14 protein-coding genes are annotated in these 19,817 nt (G+C 66.6%); 1 reads left to right on the forward strand and 13 read right to left on the reverse strand.

Annotated features, from left to right (window positions below):
- Nucleotides 1–11: 11 nt before the first annotated feature.
- From TabM4_RS12430 to TabM4_RS12460, 7 genes are all read right to left on the reverse strand, one after another.
- Nucleotides 12–800, reverse strand: coding sequence for an FAD binding domain-containing protein (locus tag TabM4_RS12430; protein ID WP_434612745.1), 789 nt, complete (start codon nucleotides 798–800; stop codon nucleotides 12–14).
- Between the two features lie 13 nt (nucleotides 801–813).
- Entirely contained in the window at nucleotides 814–3,192 is a 2,379-nt protein-coding gene (locus TabM4_RS12435) for a xanthine dehydrogenase family protein molybdopterin-binding subunit (RefSeq protein WP_434612747.1), read from the reverse strand.
- Between the two features lie 24 nt (nucleotides 3,193–3,216).
- Complete coding sequence (locus tag TabM4_RS12440) at nucleotides 3,217–3,702, reverse strand: (2Fe-2S)-binding protein (protein WP_434612749.1); 486 nt, start codon at nucleotides 3,700–3,702, stop codon at nucleotides 3,217–3,219.
- Between the two features lie 44 nt (nucleotides 3,703–3,746).
- A complete protein-coding gene (locus TabM4_RS12445; protein ID WP_434612751.1) occupies nucleotides 3,747–4,265 on the reverse strand; it encodes a CoxG family protein in 519 nt (172 codons plus the stop codon).
- Between the two features lie 89 nt (nucleotides 4,266–4,354).
- On the reverse strand, nucleotides 4,355–6,559 hold the full coding sequence (locus TabM4_RS12450) for a PAS-domain containing protein (protein ID WP_434612753.1): 2,205 nt from the start codon (nucleotides 6,557–6,559) through the stop codon (nucleotides 4,355–4,357).
- Nucleotides 6,556–7,731 carry an FIST N-terminal domain-containing protein gene (locus tag TabM4_RS12455; RefSeq protein ID WP_434612755.1) on the reverse strand — a complete coding sequence of 392 codons (1,176 nt, stop codon included), beginning with the start codon at nucleotides 7,729–7,731 and terminating at the stop codon, nucleotides 6,556–6,558. The genes TabM4_RS12450 and TabM4_RS12455 overlap by 4 nt, the downstream gene beginning before the upstream one ends.
- A gap of 199 nt (nucleotides 7,732–7,930) precedes the next feature.
- Nucleotides 7,931–8,617: a response regulator transcription factor gene (locus TabM4_RS12460; protein ID WP_434612756.1), complete on the reverse strand. Its 687-nt coding sequence runs from the start codon at nucleotides 8,615–8,617 to the stop codon at nucleotides 7,931–7,933.
- Nucleotides 8,618–8,788: 171 nt separating this feature from the next.
- Here TabM4_RS12460 and TabM4_RS12465 point away from each other — a divergent pair, with 171 nt between their 5' ends.
- Entirely contained in the window at nucleotides 8,789–9,247 is a 459-nt protein-coding gene (locus TabM4_RS12465) for a transglycosylase SLT domain-containing protein (protein ID WP_434612758.1), read from the forward strand.
- Here the strand turns inward: TabM4_RS12465 and TabM4_RS12470 are convergent.
- From TabM4_RS12470 to glgB, 6 genes are all read right to left on the reverse strand, one after another.
- Nucleotides 9,244–10,779 carry a trimethylamine methyltransferase family protein gene (locus TabM4_RS12470; RefSeq protein WP_434612760.1) on the reverse strand — a complete coding sequence of 512 codons (1,536 nt, stop codon included), beginning with the start codon at nucleotides 10,777–10,779 and terminating at the stop codon, nucleotides 9,244–9,246. The genes TabM4_RS12465 and TabM4_RS12470 overlap by 4 nt on opposite strands.
- 227 nt (nucleotides 10,780–11,006) lie before the next feature.
- Complete coding sequence (locus TabM4_RS12475) at nucleotides 11,007–12,635, reverse strand: alpha-D-glucose phosphate-specific phosphoglucomutase (protein ID WP_434612762.1); 1,629 nt, start codon at nucleotides 12,633–12,635, stop codon at nucleotides 11,007–11,009.
- On the reverse strand, nucleotides 12,632–14,770 hold the full coding sequence (gene glgX / locus TabM4_RS12480) for a glycogen debranching protein GlgX (protein WP_434612764.1): 2,139 nt from the start codon (nucleotides 14,768–14,770) through the stop codon (nucleotides 12,632–12,634). The genes TabM4_RS12475 and glgX overlap by 4 nt, the downstream gene beginning before the upstream one ends.
- Nucleotides 14,767–16,200, reverse strand: coding sequence for a glycogen synthase GlgA (glgA, locus tag TabM4_RS12485; protein ID WP_434612766.1), 1,434 nt, complete (start codon nucleotides 16,198–16,200; stop codon nucleotides 14,767–14,769). The genes glgX and glgA overlap by 4 nt, the downstream gene beginning before the upstream one ends.
- Before the next feature lie 87 nt (nucleotides 16,201–16,287).
- Complete coding sequence (glgC, locus tag TabM4_RS12490; protein WP_434622061.1) at nucleotides 16,288–17,559, reverse strand: glucose-1-phosphate adenylyltransferase; 1,272 nt, start codon at nucleotides 17,557–17,559, stop codon at nucleotides 16,288–16,290.
- 48 nt (nucleotides 17,560–17,607) lie between these two features.
- The gene (gene glgB / locus TabM4_RS12495) at nucleotides 17,608–19,791 is read right to left on the reverse strand and encodes a 1,4-alpha-glucan branching protein GlgB (RefSeq protein ID WP_434612768.1); all 2,184 of its coding nucleotides are present in this window, start codon (nucleotides 19,789–19,791) and stop codon (nucleotides 17,608–17,610) included.
- Nucleotides 19,792–19,817 lie beyond the last annotated feature (26 nt).

Genomic DNA, 19,817 nt, shown 5'->3' on the forward strand with positions numbered 1-19,817 from the left:
TCTGCCCCCGCTCAATGCGCGGCGGCGACCGCGCGTTTGGTCAGGACCTTCACGAGGTTGGCCCGATAGGCGGGCGTGCCGTGCAGGTCGCCGATCATGTCGTCGGAGGCGACCGTCAGCCCCTCCACCGCCGCAGCCGAGAAGTTCGCCGACAGGGCCTTTTCGGCGTCATGCCAGCGGAAGACGCCGTTGTTCGACGCCCCCGTCACCGCCACCCGCACGCCATCCTTGAACTTGGCCACGAAGACGCCGGTCAGGGCAAAGCGGGACGCGGGCTGGTTGAACTTCACATAGGCGGCCTTTTCCGGGACCGGGAAGGTGACGCCGGTGACGATCTCGCCTTCTTCCAGCGCGGTGGTGAACATGCCTTGGAAGTAGTCATCGGCCCCGATCTTGCGGCGGTTGGTCACCACCGTGGCGCCCGATCCCAGCACTCCCGCCGGATAGCAGGCCGCCGGGTCGTTGTTGGCGATGGAACCGCCGATGGTACCACGGTTCCTCACCGCCGGATCGCCGATCCCCCCCGCCAGCGCGGCCAGCGCCGGATAGTGCTTTGCCGCCTCTTTCGCGACGGTCGCATGGGTGGTGGCGGCCCCGATGGAGAGGCCGTCAGACCCAAGGCAGACGCCCTGCATCTCGGCAATCCCGGTGAGGGAGACGAGCGTGCTGGGTGCAGCAAGGCGCTGTTTCAGTGTGGGGGTCAGGGTCTGGCCGCCCGACAGGGCCTGCGCCCCCTCGGCCGACAGGGCCTTGACCGCATCGGCGATGGTGGCGGGTTTCACGAAGTCGAAATTGTGCATGGTTCTACCCCCCTCAGCCGTTGATCGCCGACCAGACCCGTGCCGGAGACACGGGCATGTCGATATGCTTCACATGCGTGTGCCCGCCGCGATGGAGCGCGTCGATCACCGCATTGACCACCGCGGGCGGCGATCCGATGGCCCCGGCCTCGCCGCAGCCCTTCACGCCCAGCGGGTTGTGGGTGCAGGGCGTGACGCAGGAATGGTCCACCGTGTAGAACGGCACATCATCCGCGCGCGGCATGGCGTAATCCATATAGGACGCGGTCAGGAGCTGGCCGTTTTCGTCATAGGACGTGTTTTCCAGCAGCGCCTGCCCGATCCCCTGCCCCACGCCGCCATGCACCTGCCCCTCGACGATCATCGGGTTCATCACATGGCCGAAATCGTCGGCGCAGGTGAAGGAGGCGATGTCGACCTTGCCGGTTTCCGGATCCACCTCCACCTCGCAGAGATAGGCCCCTGCGGGATAGGTGAAGTTGGCGGGGTCGTAGAAGGCCGTTTCCTCCAGCCCCGGTTCCAGCGTCTCCAGCGGGTAGTTGTGCGGGACATAGGCCGAGAAGGCGATCTCGCCGAAGGTCTTGGCCTTGTCGGTGCCTGCGACCGAGAACTTGCCGTCGGCGAAGGTGATGTCGCCTTCGGAGGCCTCAAGCATATGGGCCGCGATCTTCTTGCCCTTGGCGATGATCTTGTCCACCGCCTTGGTCATGGCCGCGCCGCAGACCGCGAGGCTGCGCGAGCCGTAGGAGCCCATGCCGAAGGGGATTTTGGACGTGTCGCCGTGGACGATCTCGACCGAGGATTCCGGGATGCCCAGTTTCTCGGCCACGATCTGCGCGAAGACCGTCTCATGCCCCTGCCCGTGGCTGTGCGCCCCGGTCATGACGGAGATGTTGCCGGTGGCGTTCACCCGGACAGTGGCCGCGTCGTAGAGGCCAACACGGGAACCCAGCACGCCCACCAGATGCGACGGCGCAATGCCGCAGGCTTCGATCCAGGTCGAAAGGCCCATGCCGCGCAGCTTGCCCTTGGCCTTGGAGGCCGCGGCGCGCTTGTCGAAGCCCGCCACGTCGGCGAGTTCGATCAGCTTGTCCAGCGTCGCCTGATAGTTGCCGGTGTCGTAGACGAGGCCGACCGGCGTCGTATAGGGGAACTGGTCCGGCTGGATCAGGTTCTTCCGCCGCACCTCGAACGGGTCGAGGTTCAACTCGCGGCACATCTTGTCCACCACGCGCTCGATGGAGAAGGTCGCCTCGGGACGGCCCGCGCCGCGATAGGCATCGACGGGGGCGGTGTTGGTGAAGACAGTCTTCACGTTCACATAGACATGCGGCACCTTATAGGGGCCGGCCATCAGCGTGCCATGCAGGAAGGTCGGCGTGGCGGTCGAGAAGTTCGAGAGATAAGCGCCCACGTTCGCCAGCGTCTCCGTCCGGATCGCGAGGATTTCGCCATCCTTGGTGGAGGCCAGTTCGATCTTCGTCACATGGTCGCGGCCATGGGCATCCGTCAGGAAGCTTTCCGTCCGCTCCGCCGTCCAGCGCACGGGGCGGCCGAGTTTCCTGGCCGCGGCCAGAACCAGCGCCTCTTCGCCGTAATGGTAGATCTTCGACCCGAAGCCGCCGCCCACGTCGGGCGCGACGACCGTCAGCTTGTTCTCCGGGATGCCGAGGACGAAGGCCGCCACCAGAAGCCGCGTCAGGTGCGGGTTCTGCGAGGTGGTGGTGAGTTTGTAATCGCCCGTGCCGGGGAAGTATTCGCCGATGGAGGACCGGGGCTCCATCGCGTTCGGCACCAGACGGTTGTTCACCAGTTCCAGCGTGGTGACATGCGGCGCGTTCTTGAACGCCTCATCCACCGCCGCGCGGTTGTCCTCGATCCAGCCCCAGTCGAAGCAGAGGTTGTCCGGGATCTCATCATGCACGCGGTTGGAGGAATCCGCGACCGCCTTCTTCATATCGACGATGGCGGGCAGTTCTTCGATGTCGCTGTCATCGGCCAGTTGCTGGGCCGCGTCCTTGGCCTGATTGTAGGTTTCCGCGATGACGGCGGCGTAGGCGTCGCCCACATGGCGCACCTTGCCATGGGCCAGCACCGGCCGCTTGGGTTCGCGCATCGGCGTGCCGTCGCGGCTGTTGATCAGCCAGCCGGCGGGGTTGCCCCCCACATCCTTGAAATCCTCGCCCGTGAAGATGGCCAAAACGCCCGGCATCTTCGACGCGGCGGACGTATCGATGTTCTTGATCCGGCCATGCGCCACGTTCGAGCGGACGAAGACCGCATAGGTCTGCCCGTGCAACGCCATGTCATCGGTATAGACCCCGCGCCCCGACAGGAAGCGCACATCCTCGCGCCGCTTGCTGCTGGCGCCGATCCCTGTGTCCTTCGGCATCCTTATCCCTCCCTGAAATCGCGCTTATTCGGCAGCCAGAGCGGCGGCGTCCTGCCCGGACGCGGCCAGCACCGCCTTGACGATGTTGTGGTAGCCCGTGCAGCGGCAGATGTTGCCTTCGAGGTAATGCCGGATCTCGGCCTCGGTCGGCTTGGGGTTTTCGGCCAGAAGGGCGGCGGAAGACATCACCATGCCGGGGGTGCAAAAGCCGCATTGAAGCCCGTGGTGATCCTGAAACGCCTGCTGCACGACCGACAGCGACCCGTCGGGATTGTTCATCCCTTCGATCGTCTTGACCGTCGATCCCGCCACATCGGCGGCGAAGGTGGTGCAGGATTTCACGGCCTTGCCGTCCACATGCACCACGCAGGCGCCGCATTGCGACGTGTCGCAGCCGACATGGGTGCCCGTCAGCCCCAGCCCTTCGCGCAGGAAGGTGGACAGGAGTGTCCGCCCTTCCACCTCGGCCGAAACGGCCTTGCCGTTCACGGTCATCGTGACCTTCGTCATGCTTATCCTCCCTTGGTATCCCTGGGTAATTCTCGTGGTGTGGTTCAGCCGATCAGACGCTTGAACCAACCCTTCTTCTTTTCGCCCTCGCCTTCCGCTGTCTCTGCGGGTTCGTCTTCCTGCGGGCCTTCGACGGCATCCTGAAAGCGGGTGAAGAATTCATCCGCCATCTTCTTGGCGAAGCCGTCGATGATGCGGCTGCCAAGCTGGGCGATCTTGCCGCCAACCGAGGCATCGACCTGATAGGAAAGCTTCGTGCCGCCCTCCATCGGTTCCAGCGTCACCGCAGCGCCGCCCTTGGCGAAACCGGCGGGGCCGCCCTTGCCTTCGCCGGAAATCTTCAGGCTCTGCCCCTCGACGATATCCGAGAAGGTGACCGCGCCCTTGAAGGTGGCCTTCACGGGGCCGACCTTCTGGGTCACCACGGCCTCGAACCCCTCGGCCACGCTGCCCGACATGCTTTCGCAACCGGGGACGCATTCCTTCAGAACATCGGGGTTCAGGATGGCGGCCCAGACGGTGGCCGGGTCTGCCTTGATCTCACGGAAATCGCTTAGCTGCATGTCGCTCCCCTTGCTTGGCCGACAGATTAAGCGGCGAACCCGCCGCCCGATATGGAACAATGGTCGTAGGCGAGGCGGCGGGGGCAAGGTTAACCCGCCTGAGGCAACCCCGCGATGAAAGTTTCGAGAGCGCGCGGATCAAGCGGCTTGATCATCAGGCCCGCCCCCGCCTCGGCGCAGGCGGCGCGCAGTTCGGGGCGGCGGTCGGCGGTGACGATGCGGGCGGGAACGCTGCCATGGCGGGCGCGGACCTCGGCAAGGAAGCGCAGGCCGTCCATCCCCTCGCCCAGATTGTAATCGACGATGAAGCAATCGGGCAGGATGCCCAGTTCCTCGATCAACGCCAGCGCTTCCTCGCCACTGGCGGCGTCCAGCACGCTGATCCCCCATTTCTCCAGCAAAAGCCCCATGGCGCGGCGCAGGTCGCCGTCATTTTCCACCAGGAAGACGATGCGGTTCTGCATCGCGGGGCGGGAAATGGGCGCGGGGCGCGGACCTTCGGTCAGGGCCGCGCCTTCGGACAGCGGGACCTGCACCATGAAACAGGTGCCGCGACCGATTTCGGAGGACAGGCCCAGCGGGTGGCCCAGCAGGGCGCAGGCGCGTTCCACGATGGCCAGCCCCAACCCCATGCCTTCAGAGGCAGAGGCGCGGGCGTTCAGGCGGTGGAATTCCTTGAAGATGTTGTCCTGTTCCTCTTCCGGGATCCCCGGCCCGGTGTCGCGCACCTCGATCCTGACCATGCCGCCGCGCCGCCTGACGCCCACCAGCACGCGGCCCCGGTCGGTATAGCGGATGGCGTTGCCGATCAGGTTCTGCAGGATGCGGCGCAGATAGGCAGGGTCGGACGTCACCACCCGGCGCGAGGGCACGACCGTCAGGCGCAGCCCCTTGGCCTGCGCGATGGCACCGAATTCGTCATTCAGTTGCGCCAGCAGCCGGTCCAGCGGCACGGGGCCGACCGACACCGCCGCCCGCCCGCTTTCGAGTTTGGAGATATCCAGCAGCGCGCCAAGGATGCCCTCGACCGACAAAAGCGCATTCTGGGCCTTGTCCAGCGCGGCGCGGGCATCGGGGGCGAGGTCCTCTTCGGCCACGGAAGAGATGAAGAGTTTCGCCGCCGACAGGGGCTGCAAGAGGTCGTGGCTGGCGGCCGCGACGAAACGCGAGCGGCTGGCATTGGCGCGTTCGGCATTGCCCAGCGCGTCCTCCAGTTCCAGCGTGCGCTCCATCACGCGCGCCTCGAGCGTTTCGTTGGCGCGGGAGAGGGCCTCGATCGCGGCGCGTTCGGCGGTGACATCGGTGAAGGACATCACGAAGCCGCCATCGGGCATGGCTTGGGCGAAGACATCCATGATCATGTCCGGCCCACGGCGCAGTTCGAAGCGGATCGCCCCTCGGTCCCCCTGCCCCGCCACCCAGTCGCCCAGCCGCGCCTCGGTCATCCCGTCACCGAAGGCGAGGTCGGGGCGGAACCGGTCGAGGATGGCGTCGAAGCTGACGCCCATGCGGAAGCGCGCCATGGGAACGGTGAGAAGCTGGCCAAGCCGCTGGTTCCAGCCCACCAGCCGCGCCTCGGCGTCGAAGATGCAGACGCCTTGGGAGATGTGGTCCAGCGTGGCGCGGATGACCCGCGCCTGATCGTCCAGCATCTTGCCGCGTTCGGACCGTTCCAGACGGATGATCTCGGTCACATCCGTCTGCAGGATCACCGTCCCCCCATCGGCGGTGCGGTGTTCGGAGACCTGAACCCAGCGGTCCCAGACCATGCGGACGTTGAAGATGACGTGGCGGTCCTGATGGCGGCGGCGGCGGGCGATGGCCCATTCCTCGGGGCTTTCCCCAGGCGGCAGTTCGAGAAAGCGCGAGCGGCTGACCCGGTCGACATAGTCGCCGAAGGTCAGCCCCGGTTTCAGATGGTCGCGCAGGTCCAGCATATGCATGCCGAAGCGCGAATTGCACATGACCAGCACGTCCTGCGCGTCAAAGAGGGCAAAGCCTTCCTGGATCGTCTCGATGGCATTGGCGAGGTTCTGGCGCGCGGCCTCGGTCGCGCGGTTGGCCTCGGCAAGTTGGGCGTTGGACTGGTTCAGGAGGTCCAGCGCGCGTTCGAGGTCGCGGGTGCGTTCGCGGACCTGATCCTCCAGCAGCGCCGCGCGCTGGAACTGGGCATAGGCGGCGCCTGAATCATCGGTGATCTGTTCCACCCGCCGCATCAGGACCTGCGCGATGGTCAGGAGTTTCTGCGTCTGTTTCTCGGGCGGGTCGGCGGGGTTGATCAGCGTGTCGATCATGGCGTGCCGTCCGGCGGGTAGATGGCGACGCCGGTCATCGTCTGGTTCACATGCATGGCGTTCAACTGTTCGCCGTAAGTGGAAAAGCCCACGACGCCGTGGTCGCGCAGGATGGCGGAGACCGCGCCGGTCTTCTGTTTCTCCTGCGCCTCCATCCGGCGCAGGATGCAATCGCAGGCAAGGATGGCAACCGGCGCGCCATGGGCGGACAACTGCGCCATCTGGCCGGAAAGATGCGCCACCATGTCCTGCGGATCGGCCAATGTCAGGACCACGCCCTCGTCGATGGCGGAGAAGAAGATGAGATCGCCCCCCTCGCCCACCTCGCGGATGGCGCGGACGTGATGCTTGCCGCCGATGCGGACGACGACGGGATGGGCGGCAAAGGTAAAGGGCGTCAGTTGCGCGGGGTCCTTGCCAAGGATGCGGGCATATTCCCGCGCGGCGGGTTCGGCATTGATGGTATGGACGATGCGGCGGGCGGGATCGGCACCGGTCACCACCATGCGCGCGCCCGTCGGCATGAGGTGATCGAGGCTGAAGACCCGCACGCGGCAGTCGGTGCGGATCAGCGCCAGCACGGCGGCATTCTGCAGGGCGAGCCCCTCGTGCAGCACGTAGGTCGCGCGGAAGCGCGTCCCGTCGCCCGCCGACCCGCCAAAAAGAGGCACCGGCCCAAGGCCGGAGGCCAGCGCCGCCGCCAATTCATCCTCGCGCACCGACAGCCCGTCGACCATGAGGAAGGCGAATTCCCCCTCCCAGTCCGGCCGCGCCCGCGCCAGCCCCTGCCGGGACCGGATCAATTGCCCGATGAGGGCGTCGCGCTCCAAGACCGAAAGATCGGGGAAGAGAAGGACATCGGCGGCGAAATGGGCTGCGGGCAGGGCAACGGCGACGATCTCGCCCTCGGTATAGCCCGCGCCCGAAATCTCGCCCGCGGTGGAGCAGCCGATGACCGGTGCCCCCCCGAAACGCCCCGGCAGGCGCAGGGCCAGCGCGTCCAGATCGGCATCGGGCGAGACGAAGAGTATGACAAGGGCAAAGGGGCCGGGGCCCAGCGCCTGTTCCAGATGGCGCAGGGGATGGGGCATGTCCACGGGCACGGAGGCGCGGGCGACCAGCGCCAGCCCCGCCCCGTCGGGCACAGGAAACCCCTCCCTCGGCTGGTTCATCGCGCCCTCCCAAACGCGTCGGATGGGGGAAGGCTAGCCCCCGGCAGGGATGGCGGCAAGCCCTGCGGAGATCGCAGATGCGTCGGGGGAGGCGGGTGGGATGGCGGGGTGAACCCCGCCCTACGGCAAGTCCTCGACGTGGCGGGGTGAACCCCGCCCTACCCAGCGTCTGGAAAAGAAACCGAAGCCGCCGGAGGGATCAGCCATTCTCCGGCATCAGCCGGTCGAAACTCGCCTCCTGCGCGATCAGCACCGCCTGAGTGCGGCTTTGCACGCCCAGTTTACGCATGATGGCGGTGACATGGGCCTTCACCGTGGTCTCGGCGATGGAAAGTTCATAGGCGATCTGCTTGTTCAGCATCCCTTCGCAGATCAGTTGCAGGATCTTCGCCTGCTGCCGCGTCAAAAGCGACAGCCGCGCGATGGCCTCCTCGCGCTGGCTGGCGGGCGCGTTGGGATCGGCCTGCGGCACGAAGCCCTCGGGCACGAAGCCATCACCCGCGCGGATCGCGTCGAAAGCCGCCTTGAACACCTCGCGCCGCGAATGTTTCGGCACGAATCCCGCCGCGCCCGCGCGCAGGGCCGCCCCGATCACCCGATTGTCGGCCAAGGACGACACCACCACCACCGGCACTTCCCCCGCCGTCGCCCGCAGCCGGATCAGCCCATCCAGCCCGTTCACATCCGGCAGGTTCAGGTCCAGCACCACCACATCCGGGAGGGGCGAGAGGTCCAGCCGCGCCAAGGCCGTCTCCAGCCGATCCGCCGTCTCAATCCCCTCGATCCCGGCCACGGCGCGCAGGGTCATCGACAGGGCGTCGCAGAACAGCGGGTGGTCATCCACGATCAGCGCCGTGGCAAGCCTGCGTTCCTGCGATCCGTCCATCGGAAGCCTCCTGTCCCAACCGCAATGCTAGCAGCGCCGCCCCTACCCGCCAAGCGCGCCAAAGGTCTAAGCCCCGCGCGACAATCCGCCCGCGGGGGCGGCGCGGGCTTCCCCCTCGCCCGCCCTGCCGCTATCACGCGGAAAACCGCGTGTGTTCAGGGGTCTGCCACCATGTCGATCAGCCGCCGCCATCTGCTTCTCCTTGCCCTGCCCGCCGCGCTTGCCGCCTGCGGCGGCGCGCCCGCAGAAGCACCGCCCTCGCGCGGGGCGCAGGGCCCGGAAGAGATCAACCGCCTGATCAGCCGCTATGCCCGCGTCTATGACATCCCCGAAAGCCTGATCCACGAAACCGTGCAGCGCGAGAGCGGCTACAACCCCGCCGCCCGCAACGGCCCCTATTACGGGCTGATGCAGATCCACCCGCAGACCGCCCGCACCATGGGCTTCCGGGGCGATCCCTCCGAACTCCTCGACGCCGAAACCAACCTCATCTACGCGGGCAAATATCTGCGCGGCGCATGGCTCGTCTCGCGCGGCAGCCATGCGCGGGCGCATGACTGGTACCGCCGGGGCTATTACTACGAGGCGAAACGCATGGGCCTCCTCGAAGAAACCGGACTGCGCGGCTAGTACCACATATCCGTCACCGCGGCCTTCTTCCGCCCGACGAAATCCTCCAACGCGTCCCGCACGGCGACATCCATCGCCGGCGCCTCATACTCCGCCAACCGCTGCTTCCACGCGCGGTTGGCCCGCGTCGCGGCATCCTCGGACCCCGCGGCCTCCCATTTCTCGAAAGGTTCGTTGTCGGACAGCTCGCTGTCCCAGAAGGCCGTCTCGTAATGCTTCATCGTGTGCGAGCAGCCGAAGAAATGGTTCCCCGGCCCGACCTCGGCAAAGGCATCCACCGCCAGTTGGTCGTCATCCACCCGCACCCCGTCCAGATAGGAATGCAGCGCGCCGCAGAGGTCCGCATCCAGCATGAACTTCTCGTAGGACATGGACAGAAGGCCGTCGAGGAACCCCGCCGAATGCAGGATGAAATTCGCCCCGCATTGCACGGCGGCCAGCATGGACATCGTCCCTTCCATCATCGCCTGCGCATCGGGCAGCTTCGACGTGGTGAAGTTCCCCGAACAGCGCAGCGGCAGGTTCAGGCGGCGGCAAAGCTGGCCGATCACCATGGACCCGATCGCAGGCTCCGGCGTGCCGAAGGTGGGGCTGCCGGACCGCAGGCTCATCGAGGAGAGGAAGTTGCCGAAGATCACCGGCGCGCCCTTCCGCTCCAGCTGCGTCAGGGCGCAGCCCGCCATCGTCTCGGCCAGCGACTGGGCGATTGCGCCCGCGTTGGTGACGGGACCCATCGCACCGCCAAGGATGAAAGGCACGATCACCGCCGCCTGATTTGCCCGCGCATAGGCCCGCAGGGACCGCGTCATTGTCCCGTCCCAGACCAGCGGCGAGTTCACGTTAACATTGCCGAGGATCACGCAATTGCCGTCGACGAAATCGCGGCCGAAGACGATCCGCGCCATGTCGATGGAATCCTCCGCCCGCTCCTCCGCCGTGACGGACCCCATGAAGGGCCGGTCGGACAGCGTCAGATGGGCCATCACCATGTCCAGATGCCGCTTGTTCACGGCGATGTCCGTGGGCTCGCAGATCGTCCCGCCGGAATGGTGGAAATTGGGGGAGGCCTGCGCCAGTTTGATGAAGTTGCGGAAATCCTCCAGCGTCCCGAAGCGCCGCCCCCGGTCGAGGTCCATGACGAAAGGGCTGCCATAGGCGGGGGCGAAGACGACCGATTTCCCCCCGATCACCACCGACCGCGCGGGGTTGCGCGCGTGCTGCACGAATTCCGCGGGCGCCGAGGCGAGCAGCTCGCGCAACAACCCCGGCGGGAACTTGACCAGAACCCCCGACACCTCCGCCCCCGCGCGTTTCCAGTGGTCCAGCGCCACGGGATCGTCGCGGAACTCGATCCCCGTTTCGGCAAGGATGCGGTCCGCCGCCCGCTCGATCCGGATCAGGCTCTCCTCGCCCAGCACGTCATAGGTCGGCACATTGCGGATGATGTAGGGCCGCCCCACCCGCGCCCCCTTGCGCTGCCGTTCCGCCGCCCGCGCCGCGCGGCCTGACCGCTGATGCCGAACCTCGTCCATCGCCGCCTCATCTTCCCCAACCCAAGAGACGCGCCCGTTTCGGGAAAGTCACCCCGAAACGCGACAGCGACAGGACGGAATCCGCCCCTTCGTCTTGGCCGAAATACCCTCGGGGGGTGCGGGGGGCGAAGCGCCCCCGCTCCTGAGCCTGCGCGGCCCTGCCGCGCTGGCGAGGCAAAAGGCATGCGCCGCCCCCTTCGGGCGGCGCTCCGCAAGAAAACCTTGGGTCAGGTCACCACGTCGGGGTCCTTGCGCCCGGTGAATTCCGCGATGCGCGCGATGCCATGGGCCGCGCGGATCACCGGGGCCAGCGCCACCTGCGGGTCGAGGTCGAGGCCATCCGGCCCCGGCGCATAGCGTTCCAGATACATCCGCAACGTCGCGCCCTCGGTCCCCGTGCCGGACAGGCGCAGCACGAAGCGCGAGCCGTCGGTGAACATCACCCGCACGCCCTGCTTGGTGCTGACGGAGGCATCGACCGGATCGGTATAGGCGAAATCATCCGCGCCCGCGATGGTCATGCCCTCCACCACCTGCCCCTTCAAACCCGGCAGGGCGGCGCGCAGCGCGCCCATCATCGCGTCGGCCTTGTCCGTCGCGATGGCCTCGAAGTCATGCCGACTGTAGTAGTTGCGCCCGAACTTCGCCCAATGCTCCTTCAGGATCTCCGCCACCGTCTGCTTGCGCACGGCAAGGATGTTCAGCCACAAGAGCACCGCCCAAAGCCCGTCCTTCTCGCGCACATGGTCGGACCCCGTGCCGAAGCTCTCCTCACCGCAGATCGTGGCGCGCCCGGCATCCAGCAGGTTGCCGAAGAACTTCCAGCCCGTCGGCGTCTCGTAACTGCCGATCCCCAGCGCCTCGGCCACCCGATCCGCCGCCGCCGAAGTGGGCATCGACCGCGCCACGCCCTTCAACCCGCGCGCATAGCCGGGGGCCAGATGCGCATTCGCGGCCAGCACGGCAAGGCTGTCGGAAGGCGAGACATAGATCCCCCGCCCGACCACCATGTTCCGGTCCCCGTCCCCGTCGCTCGCCGCGCCGAAGTCGGGCGCGTCCGGCCCGAACATATCGTCCATCAGCGCCTTGGCCCATGTCGGGTTGGGGTCGGGATGCATCCCCCCGAAATCCGGCAGCGGCACGGCATTGACGCAAGTCCCCTTCGCAGCGCCAAGACGGTTCTCCAGTATCTCCACCGCGTAAGGCCCAGTCACCGCGCACATGGAATCCATCCGCATCCGGAACCCGCCCGCGAACATCGCCCGGATCGCGGCGAAGTCGAACAGCGTCTCCATCAGCGCGGCGTAATCGGCGACAGGGTCGACCACATCCACCACCATCCCGGCAAGCGAGGTCCGCCCCACGCGCGCGAGGTCCACGTCCTGCGCCTCGACCACCCTGTATTCGGTGATCTCGGTCGTCCGTTTGAACATCGCCTCCGTCACCGCCTCCGGCGCGGGGCCACCGTTGGGCATGTTGAACTTGACGCCGAAATCCTCTTCCGGCCCGCCGGGATTGTGCGAGGCCGACATGATGATCCCGCCATCCGTCCTGTTCAGCCGGATCAGGTGGCTGGCCGCGGGCGTGGACAGGATCGCCCCCTGCCCCACGATCACCCGCGCCGCCCCGTTCGCCGCCGCCATGCGCAGGATCACCTGCGCCGCGCGGTCGTTGAAATAGCGCCCATCCCCGCCAAGGACGAAGGTCTTTCCCGCCGCCCCCACCACGTCGAAGATGCTCTGGACGAAATTCTCCAGATAATGGTGCCCCATGAAGACGGGCGTCTTCTTGCGCAGGCCGGAGGTGCCGGGCTTCTGCCCTGCGATGGGCTGGGTGGGGACGATGCGGATGGTCATGGCTTTCCTCCCGAGGAAACAGTGGCCTTGCCCGCGACAGCGCGGAAGACGAGGACGGATTGCGCGGGCGCGCGGGTGCCGGGGCCGCCCGGCGCATGGTCAAGATCGGGGCGCGTGGTGTCGAGGATCAGGTCCCATCCCGGCGCGGTGTCGGGCAGGCGCAGCACGCATTCCGCCCCGGTGTTGAAGACGGCATAGATCGCCGGATGCCCCGGATCGGCCCCTTCGGCGGCCATCCGCAATTCCACGCCAAGGCAGCGGAAGCTCGGATCATGCCAATCGGCGGGGCTGGGCGGCTGGCCATCGGCACGGCGCCAGATCACATCGGGCACGCCATCGCCGGGGCGGGGCTTGGCATGCAGGAAGCGCCGCTGCCGCAGCACGGGATGGGCCTTGCGCAGCGCCGTCAGCCGCGCGACGAACCGGACCAGCGCCGCGTCACCCTTGGCCCAGTCGATCCATGTCGTCTCGTTGTCCTGCGCATAGGCGTTGTTGTTGCCGCCTTGGCTGTGGCCCGTCTCGTCGCCCGCCAGCAGCATGGGCACGCCCTGCGCCAGCATCAGCGTGGCCAGCAGGTTGCGCTTGCGCAGATCGCGGGCGGCGCGGATCGCCGGGTCATCGGTCGGTCCCTCCACCCCCATGTTATCGGAATGGTTCTCGTGGTGGCCGTCGCGGTTCTCCTCGCCATTGGCCCAGTTCCGCTTGAGCGTGAAGGACACCACGTCCTGCAGGTTGAAGCCGTCATGCGCGGTGATGAAATTCACCGAGGAGGTGGCCGAGCGGCCGTGATGATCGAACCGTTCCGCACTGCCAAGCAGGCGGCTGGCAAGATCCGCCGCCATGCCGGGATCGCCCTTCCACCAGCGCCGGACGCCATCGCGGAAGCGGTCGTTCCATTCGAGGAAGGGATGCGGATAGCCGCCCAGCTGATAGCCGCCGGGGCCGATGTCCCACGGTTCGGCAATCAGCTTCACCCGCGCCAGAACAGGGTCTTGCCGGATCGCGTCGAAGAACCCGCCCTGCGGGTCGAACCCATGCGCCTCGCGGCCCAGCACGGTGGCAAGGTCGAAGCGGAAGCCGTCGACATGGCAAACCTCCACCCAATAGCGCAGGCTGTCCATCACCATGCGCAGCACCATCGGATGCGTCAGGTTCAGCGTGTTGCCCGTGCCGGTGTCGTTCACGTAATGCCGCCCGCCATGCATCAGGCGGTAATAGCTGGCATTGTCGAAGCCGCGGAAAGAGAGGGTCGGGCCGAATTCATCCCCCTCGCCCGTGTGGTTGTAGACCACGTCGAGAATGACCTCGATCCCCGCCGCATGGAACCGCCGCGCCATGGACTGGAATTCCCAGACCTGCCCCTTGGTCATGTAGCGCGGTTCGGGGGCGAAGAAGGCGATGGTCTGATAGCCCCAATAGTTCCGCAGCCCCTTGGCCACGAGGAAGCGCTCATCGGCAAAGGCCTGCACGGGCAAAAGTTCGATGCTGGTCACGCCAAGCTTCACCAGATGGTCGATGACGGCATCCGAGGCGAGGCCGAGGAAGCTGCCCCGCACGCCCTTTTCCACGCCGGGATGCAGCATGGTCAGGCCGCGCACATGCGCCTCGTAGATCACCGTCTCGGTCAGCGGCACGCGCGGCGGGGCATCGTCGCCCCACATGAAGGACGTGTCCACCACCACCGATTTCGGCACGGCGAAGGCGCTGTCGCGGGTGTCATAGGACATGTCCGCGCGCGGGCTGCCCACCTTGTAGCCCATCAGCGCGTCGGACCATTTCAGCCGCCCCTCAAGCGCGCGGGCATAGGGGTCGATCAAGAGCTTGTGCGGGTTGAAGCGGTGGCCCTGTTCGGGCGCATAGGGCCCATGCACGCGATAGCCATAGAGCGTGCCGGGCACGAGGCCGCCGACATGGCCATGCCAGATGTCGCCGTCGCGTTCCGGCAGCGCGATGCGCGCCAGTTCCTTGCGCCCGTCGGGCGAGAAGAGGCACAGTTCCACCCGTTCGGCATGGGCGGAAAAGACGGCAAAGTTCACCCCTTCGCCATCATAGCTTGCGCCCATGGGCCATGGGCGGCCCGCCGTGACCGTATGCCCCACGAGGCGCGGCGGCAGGAGCGCGCGCTGCGGTGTCACCGGGCCAACCCGTCATAGAGCGCGGCATAGGCGGCGGCGCTGGTCTCCCAGCCCACGGGATGGGCCATGGCGTTCTTCTGCACCCGCGCCCAAAGCTTTGCATCGGCATGCAGCGCCACCAGTTGCCGCAGGGCCTGCGCAAAGGCCACGGCATCGGTCGGGTGGAACTGTACCCCCGTCGCCACGCCCGCCGCAAGCGCGGCCGGAGAGGCATGGATCACCGTATCGGCAAGGCCGCCCACGGCTGCCACCACCGGGATGGTGCCATAGCGCAGGCCATACATCTGCGTCAGGCCGCAGGGTTCGAACCGGCTGGGCACCAGAACGGCATCGGCGCCGGCGAACATCAGGTGGCTCAGCCCCTCGTCATAGCCGATCCGCACCGCCACGCGGCCGGGAAAGCGCTGCTGCAGGCCGCGCATCGCCCCTTCCATCGCCGGATCGCCCGATCCCAGCACCAGAAGCCCCCCGCCCGCCGCGATGAAATCGGGCACCACGGCGGGCAGCAGGTCGATGCCCTTCTGATCCGTCAGGCGGGAAACGACGATGGCCAGAGGGCCCTCGGGCTCCTCGACACCGAATTCGGCGCAGAGCGCGGCGCGGTTCTGCGCCTTGCCCTTCATGGCCTTCATCCCGAAGGGCACGGGTTCCGCCTCGGGCGACCAGACGGCGGTATCCACCCCGTTCAGGATGCCCGACACCGCCCCGGCCCGCGCGGCGATCACGCCCTGCAGGCCCATCCCGAATTCCGGCCGCATCAGTTCGGCGGCGTAAGAGGGAGAGACGGTGGTGATCCGGTCCGCCGTCACCAGCCCCGCCTTCAGGCTGGAAAGCCCGCCGTAATATTCCAGATGCCCCGGATGGAAGGCCTCGCGGGGCAGGCGCAGGTCGTCGATCATCCCGGCATCGGCCCAGCCCTGGAAGGCGATGTTGTGGACGGTGATCACCGACCCCACGCCACCCGATCCGCCATAGGTCAGATAGGCGGGCGCCAGCCCCGCCTGCCAGTCATGGGCGTGCAGGATATCGGGCTTCCAGCCCTCCACCCCCTCGCGCGCCATGCGGGCCGCAACCCATGACAGCGCGGCGAAGCGCTGCGGATTGTCGGGCCAGTCGCCGCCCGCGCTGTTGTAGGGGCCGCCCTCGCGGTCATAGAGATGCGGCGCGTCCAGCAGCAGGAGGTCCACCCCCTCCACCTCTCCGGCGAAGACCACGCCCTCGCCGCCCCAGAGCCCCGGCTCGCGCCAGACCTCGCGCATCGCGCCCAGATGGCCGCGCAAACGGCGATAGGCGGGCAGCAGGACGCGCATCTCCCAGCCATAGGGGCGCAGCGCGGCAGGCAGCGCCCCCACCACATCGGCAAGGCCCCCGGTCTTGATCAGGGGAACGCATTCCGATGCCACCGAAAGCACCCGCCCCTTGATCTGCATGACCTGCCCCTTCATCCGTTCTCAAATATCCTTGGGAGGGTCCGGGAGGGCGAAGCGCCTCCCGGGGGTTGTCACCCTCGCCCCGCCTCAGGACAGCTTCCGCGCCCGCGCGTCAAGCATGTCCTGCGTGATCAGGACGATCCCGCCTTCACTCCGCCGGAACCATTTCGCATCCTCCTCCGGGTCCTGCCCCACGACAAGCCCCTCGGGGATCACCACGCCGCTGTCGATAACGCAATTCGTCAGCTCCGCCTTGCGGTTCACCACCACGCGCGGCAGGGCCACGACATATTCCAGACTGGAATAGGAATGCGTCCGCACGCCCGTGAACAGCAGCGAATTCCGCACCTCGGACCCCGATACGATGCAGTCGCCGGACACCAGCGAAGAAATCGCCATCCCCCGCCGCCCGTCCTCGTCATGGATGAACTTCGCGGGGGGCACGATCTCGGAATAGGTCCAGATCGGCCATGAATTGTCATAGATGTCCAGTTTGGGGACGAAATCCGTCAGGTCGATATTGGCCTGCCAGAAGGCGTCGATCGTGCCCACATCGCGCCAATAGGGTTCATCCTCCAACCCCGACTTCACGCAAGAGTCGGCGAACTTGTGCGCCATCGCCTTGCCGTTCTTGACGATGTCCGGGATCAGGTCGTTGCCGAAATCGTGGGAGGAATTCGGGTCCGCCATGTCGCGGATCAGCAAATCGCGCAGGAAGGCCCAGTCGAAGACATAGATGCCCATCGAGGCCAGCGCATGGTCCGGATCGCCCGGAATTCCCGGCGGGTCCTTGGGCTTTTCGAGGAAGGAGGTGATCCGCATCTCCTTGTCCACCGCCATCACGCCAAAGGCCGTGGCCTCCATACGCGGCACCGTCAGGCAGCCGATGGTCACATCGGCCCCGGTGGAGACATGCTGCTGCAGCATGATCTCGTAATCCATCTTGTAGATGTGGTCGCCCGCCAGCACGACGACATATTTGATGCCGTAGCTGTCCACGATGTCGATGTTCTGCGCGACGGCATCCGCCGTGCCCAGATACCATTTCGTTTCATCCACCCGCTGCGAGGCGGGCAGGATGTCCAGATATTCGTTCCGCTCCGCCCGGAAGAAGTTCCAGCCGCGCTGGCAATGCCGGATCAGGGAATGCGCCTTGTATTGCGTGGCAATCGCCATCTTCCGGATGCCGGAGTTCAGGGCATTCGACAGGGCGAAGTCGATGATCCGCGTCTTGCCACCGAAATAGACCGCAGGCTTGGCGCGGCGGTCGGTCAACTCCTTCAACCGGCTGCCCCTGCCCCCGGCAAGGACGAAAGCCATCGCCTGACTGGACAGGCGCGCATTCGGTCTCGGCTTCATCATCTCATTCCCCTCCCTTGTGCGGCTTTGCCGCTTATCGCTTCACCCTCAAACACTCGCCTGACGGAACCAGACTGCCGAAAGCGGGGGCAGCGTGACAAGCGCCGATTGCGCCTGACCGTGCCAGCCCGTGGGTTCGGTGGTGACACCGCCCAGATTGCCCCGGTTCCCGCCGCCATAGAGGCCCGCGTCGGTGTTCAGGATCTCGTCCCAATGCCCCGCCGCCGGGAAGCCCAGACGGTAGGACCGCTCCACCGGCGTCATGTTCACCACGCAGACGACCATCGGATCCCCCGCCCGCCCCTTGCGCGCCCAGGCATAGACCGAGGCACCCGCATCGTTGCTTTCGATCCACTGGAAGCCCTCGGGCCGCGTGTCGTTCACATGCAGCGCGGGGTTGTCGCGATAGGCGCGGTTCAGATCGCGCACCAGCGCCTGCACGCCGCGATGTTCGGGGATGTCCAGTTGGTGCCAGTCAAGGCTCTGGTTGTGGTTCCATTCCCGGCCTTGGGCGAATTCGCAGCCCATGAAGAGCAGCTTCTTGCCCGGATGCCCCCACATGAACCCGTAATAGGCGCGGAGGTTGGCGAATTTCTCCTCGCCCGATCCCGGCATCTTCTCCAGCATCGACCCCTTGCCGTGGACGACCTCGTCATGGCTGATCGGCAGGATGTAATTCTCCGACCATGCGTAATGCAGGCCGAAGGTCATCTGGTGGTGGTGATACTGGCGGTAGATCGGGTCCTTGTGCATGTAGGACAGGGTGTCGTTCATCCAGCCCATGTTCCACTTGAACCCGAAGCCAAGCCCCCCGTGATCCACGGGCCGCGACACGCCGGGGAAGGCCGTGCTTTCCTCGGCCACTGTCATCACCCCCGGCACCTCGCCATAGACGGTGACGTTCATCCGGCGCAGCAGCGCCGCCGCCTCGTAATTCTCGCGCCCGCCATCCTTGTTGGGAATCCACTCGCCCTCTTTCCGGGAATAGTCGCGGTAGAGCATCGAGGCCACGGCATCCACGCGCAGCCCGTCGACATGGTATTCCTCAAGCCAGTAAAGCGCGTTGGAGACGAGGTAATTCGCAACCTCCACCCGCCCGTAATTGTAGATCAAGGTGTTCCAGTCCTGATGGAACCCCTCGCGCGGGTCGGCATGTTCGTAAAGCGCGGTGCCGTCGAAACGGCCAAGGCCGTGGGGATCGGTCGGGAAATGGCCCGGCACCCAGTCCAGCAGCACGCCCAAGCCCTTGCGGTGCGCCGCATCGACCAGCGCGCGGAATTCCCCCGGCGTGCCGTGGCGGATCGTCGGGGCGAACATGCCGACCGGCTGATAGCCCCAGCTTCCGTCGAAGGGAAATTCGCTGACGGGCATCAACTCGATATGGGTGAAACCCATATCGGCCACGTAATCCACCAATTGCTCGGCCAGTTCCAGATAGGACAGCATCCGGTCCCCCGGCGCACGGCGCCACGATCCCAGATGCACCTCATAGACCGAGATCGGCGCGTCGATGGAATGCCGCGCGGCCCGTGTGGCCATCCAGTCGGCATCGTGGAATTCCCCGTCGATGCGGCGCACCACGCTTGCATTGGCGGGCGGATGTTCCGATCCGAAGCCCACCGGATCGGCCTTGAGCGGCCCCGGCGCGCCATGCCTGCCCAGAATCTCGTATTTGTAGGTCGCGCCTTCGCCCAGACCGGGAATGAAGGTTTCCCACACGCCCGTGGCCCCGCGCCGCCGCATCGGATGGCGGCGTCCGTCCCAGATGTTGAAATCCCCCACGACCGAGACGCGTTCGGCATTGGGTGCCCAGACGGCGAAATGCGTGCCCTCCACGCCCTCATGGGTGATCACATGCGCGCCCAGCACCTGCCAGAGCCGCTTATGCGTCCCCTCGCCCAGAAGGTATTCGTCCATCTCGCCCAGAACCGGGCCGAAACGGAAGGGATCGTCGAATTCCCATGTCGTGCCATGCCCTTCGGCGCGCAGCCGATAGTCGGACTTCCGCGACAGTGCCGCACAGAACAGCCCGTCGCAGCCGGGAACCGGGTCCGCCTCCGCCGCCTTGCCCGCCTTGCCCGTCAGGACCCAGAGCCGTTCCGCCCCCGGCACGAAAGCCGTGACGACCCATGCCCCGTCCCGCTTGTGCAGGCCCAGCACCGAGAAAGGGTCGCCATGCCGCCCCTCGACGATGGCCCTTGCGGCCCCGTGGTCGATCAGGTTTCCGCCCATGGCGCCCCTCCTCCCAAAGGGTGCCA

The organism is Tabrizicola sp. M-4, assembly GCF_051132405.1.
Taxonomy (GTDB): Bacteria; Pseudomonadota; Alphaproteobacteria; order Rhodobacterales; family Rhodobacteraceae; genus Paragemmobacter.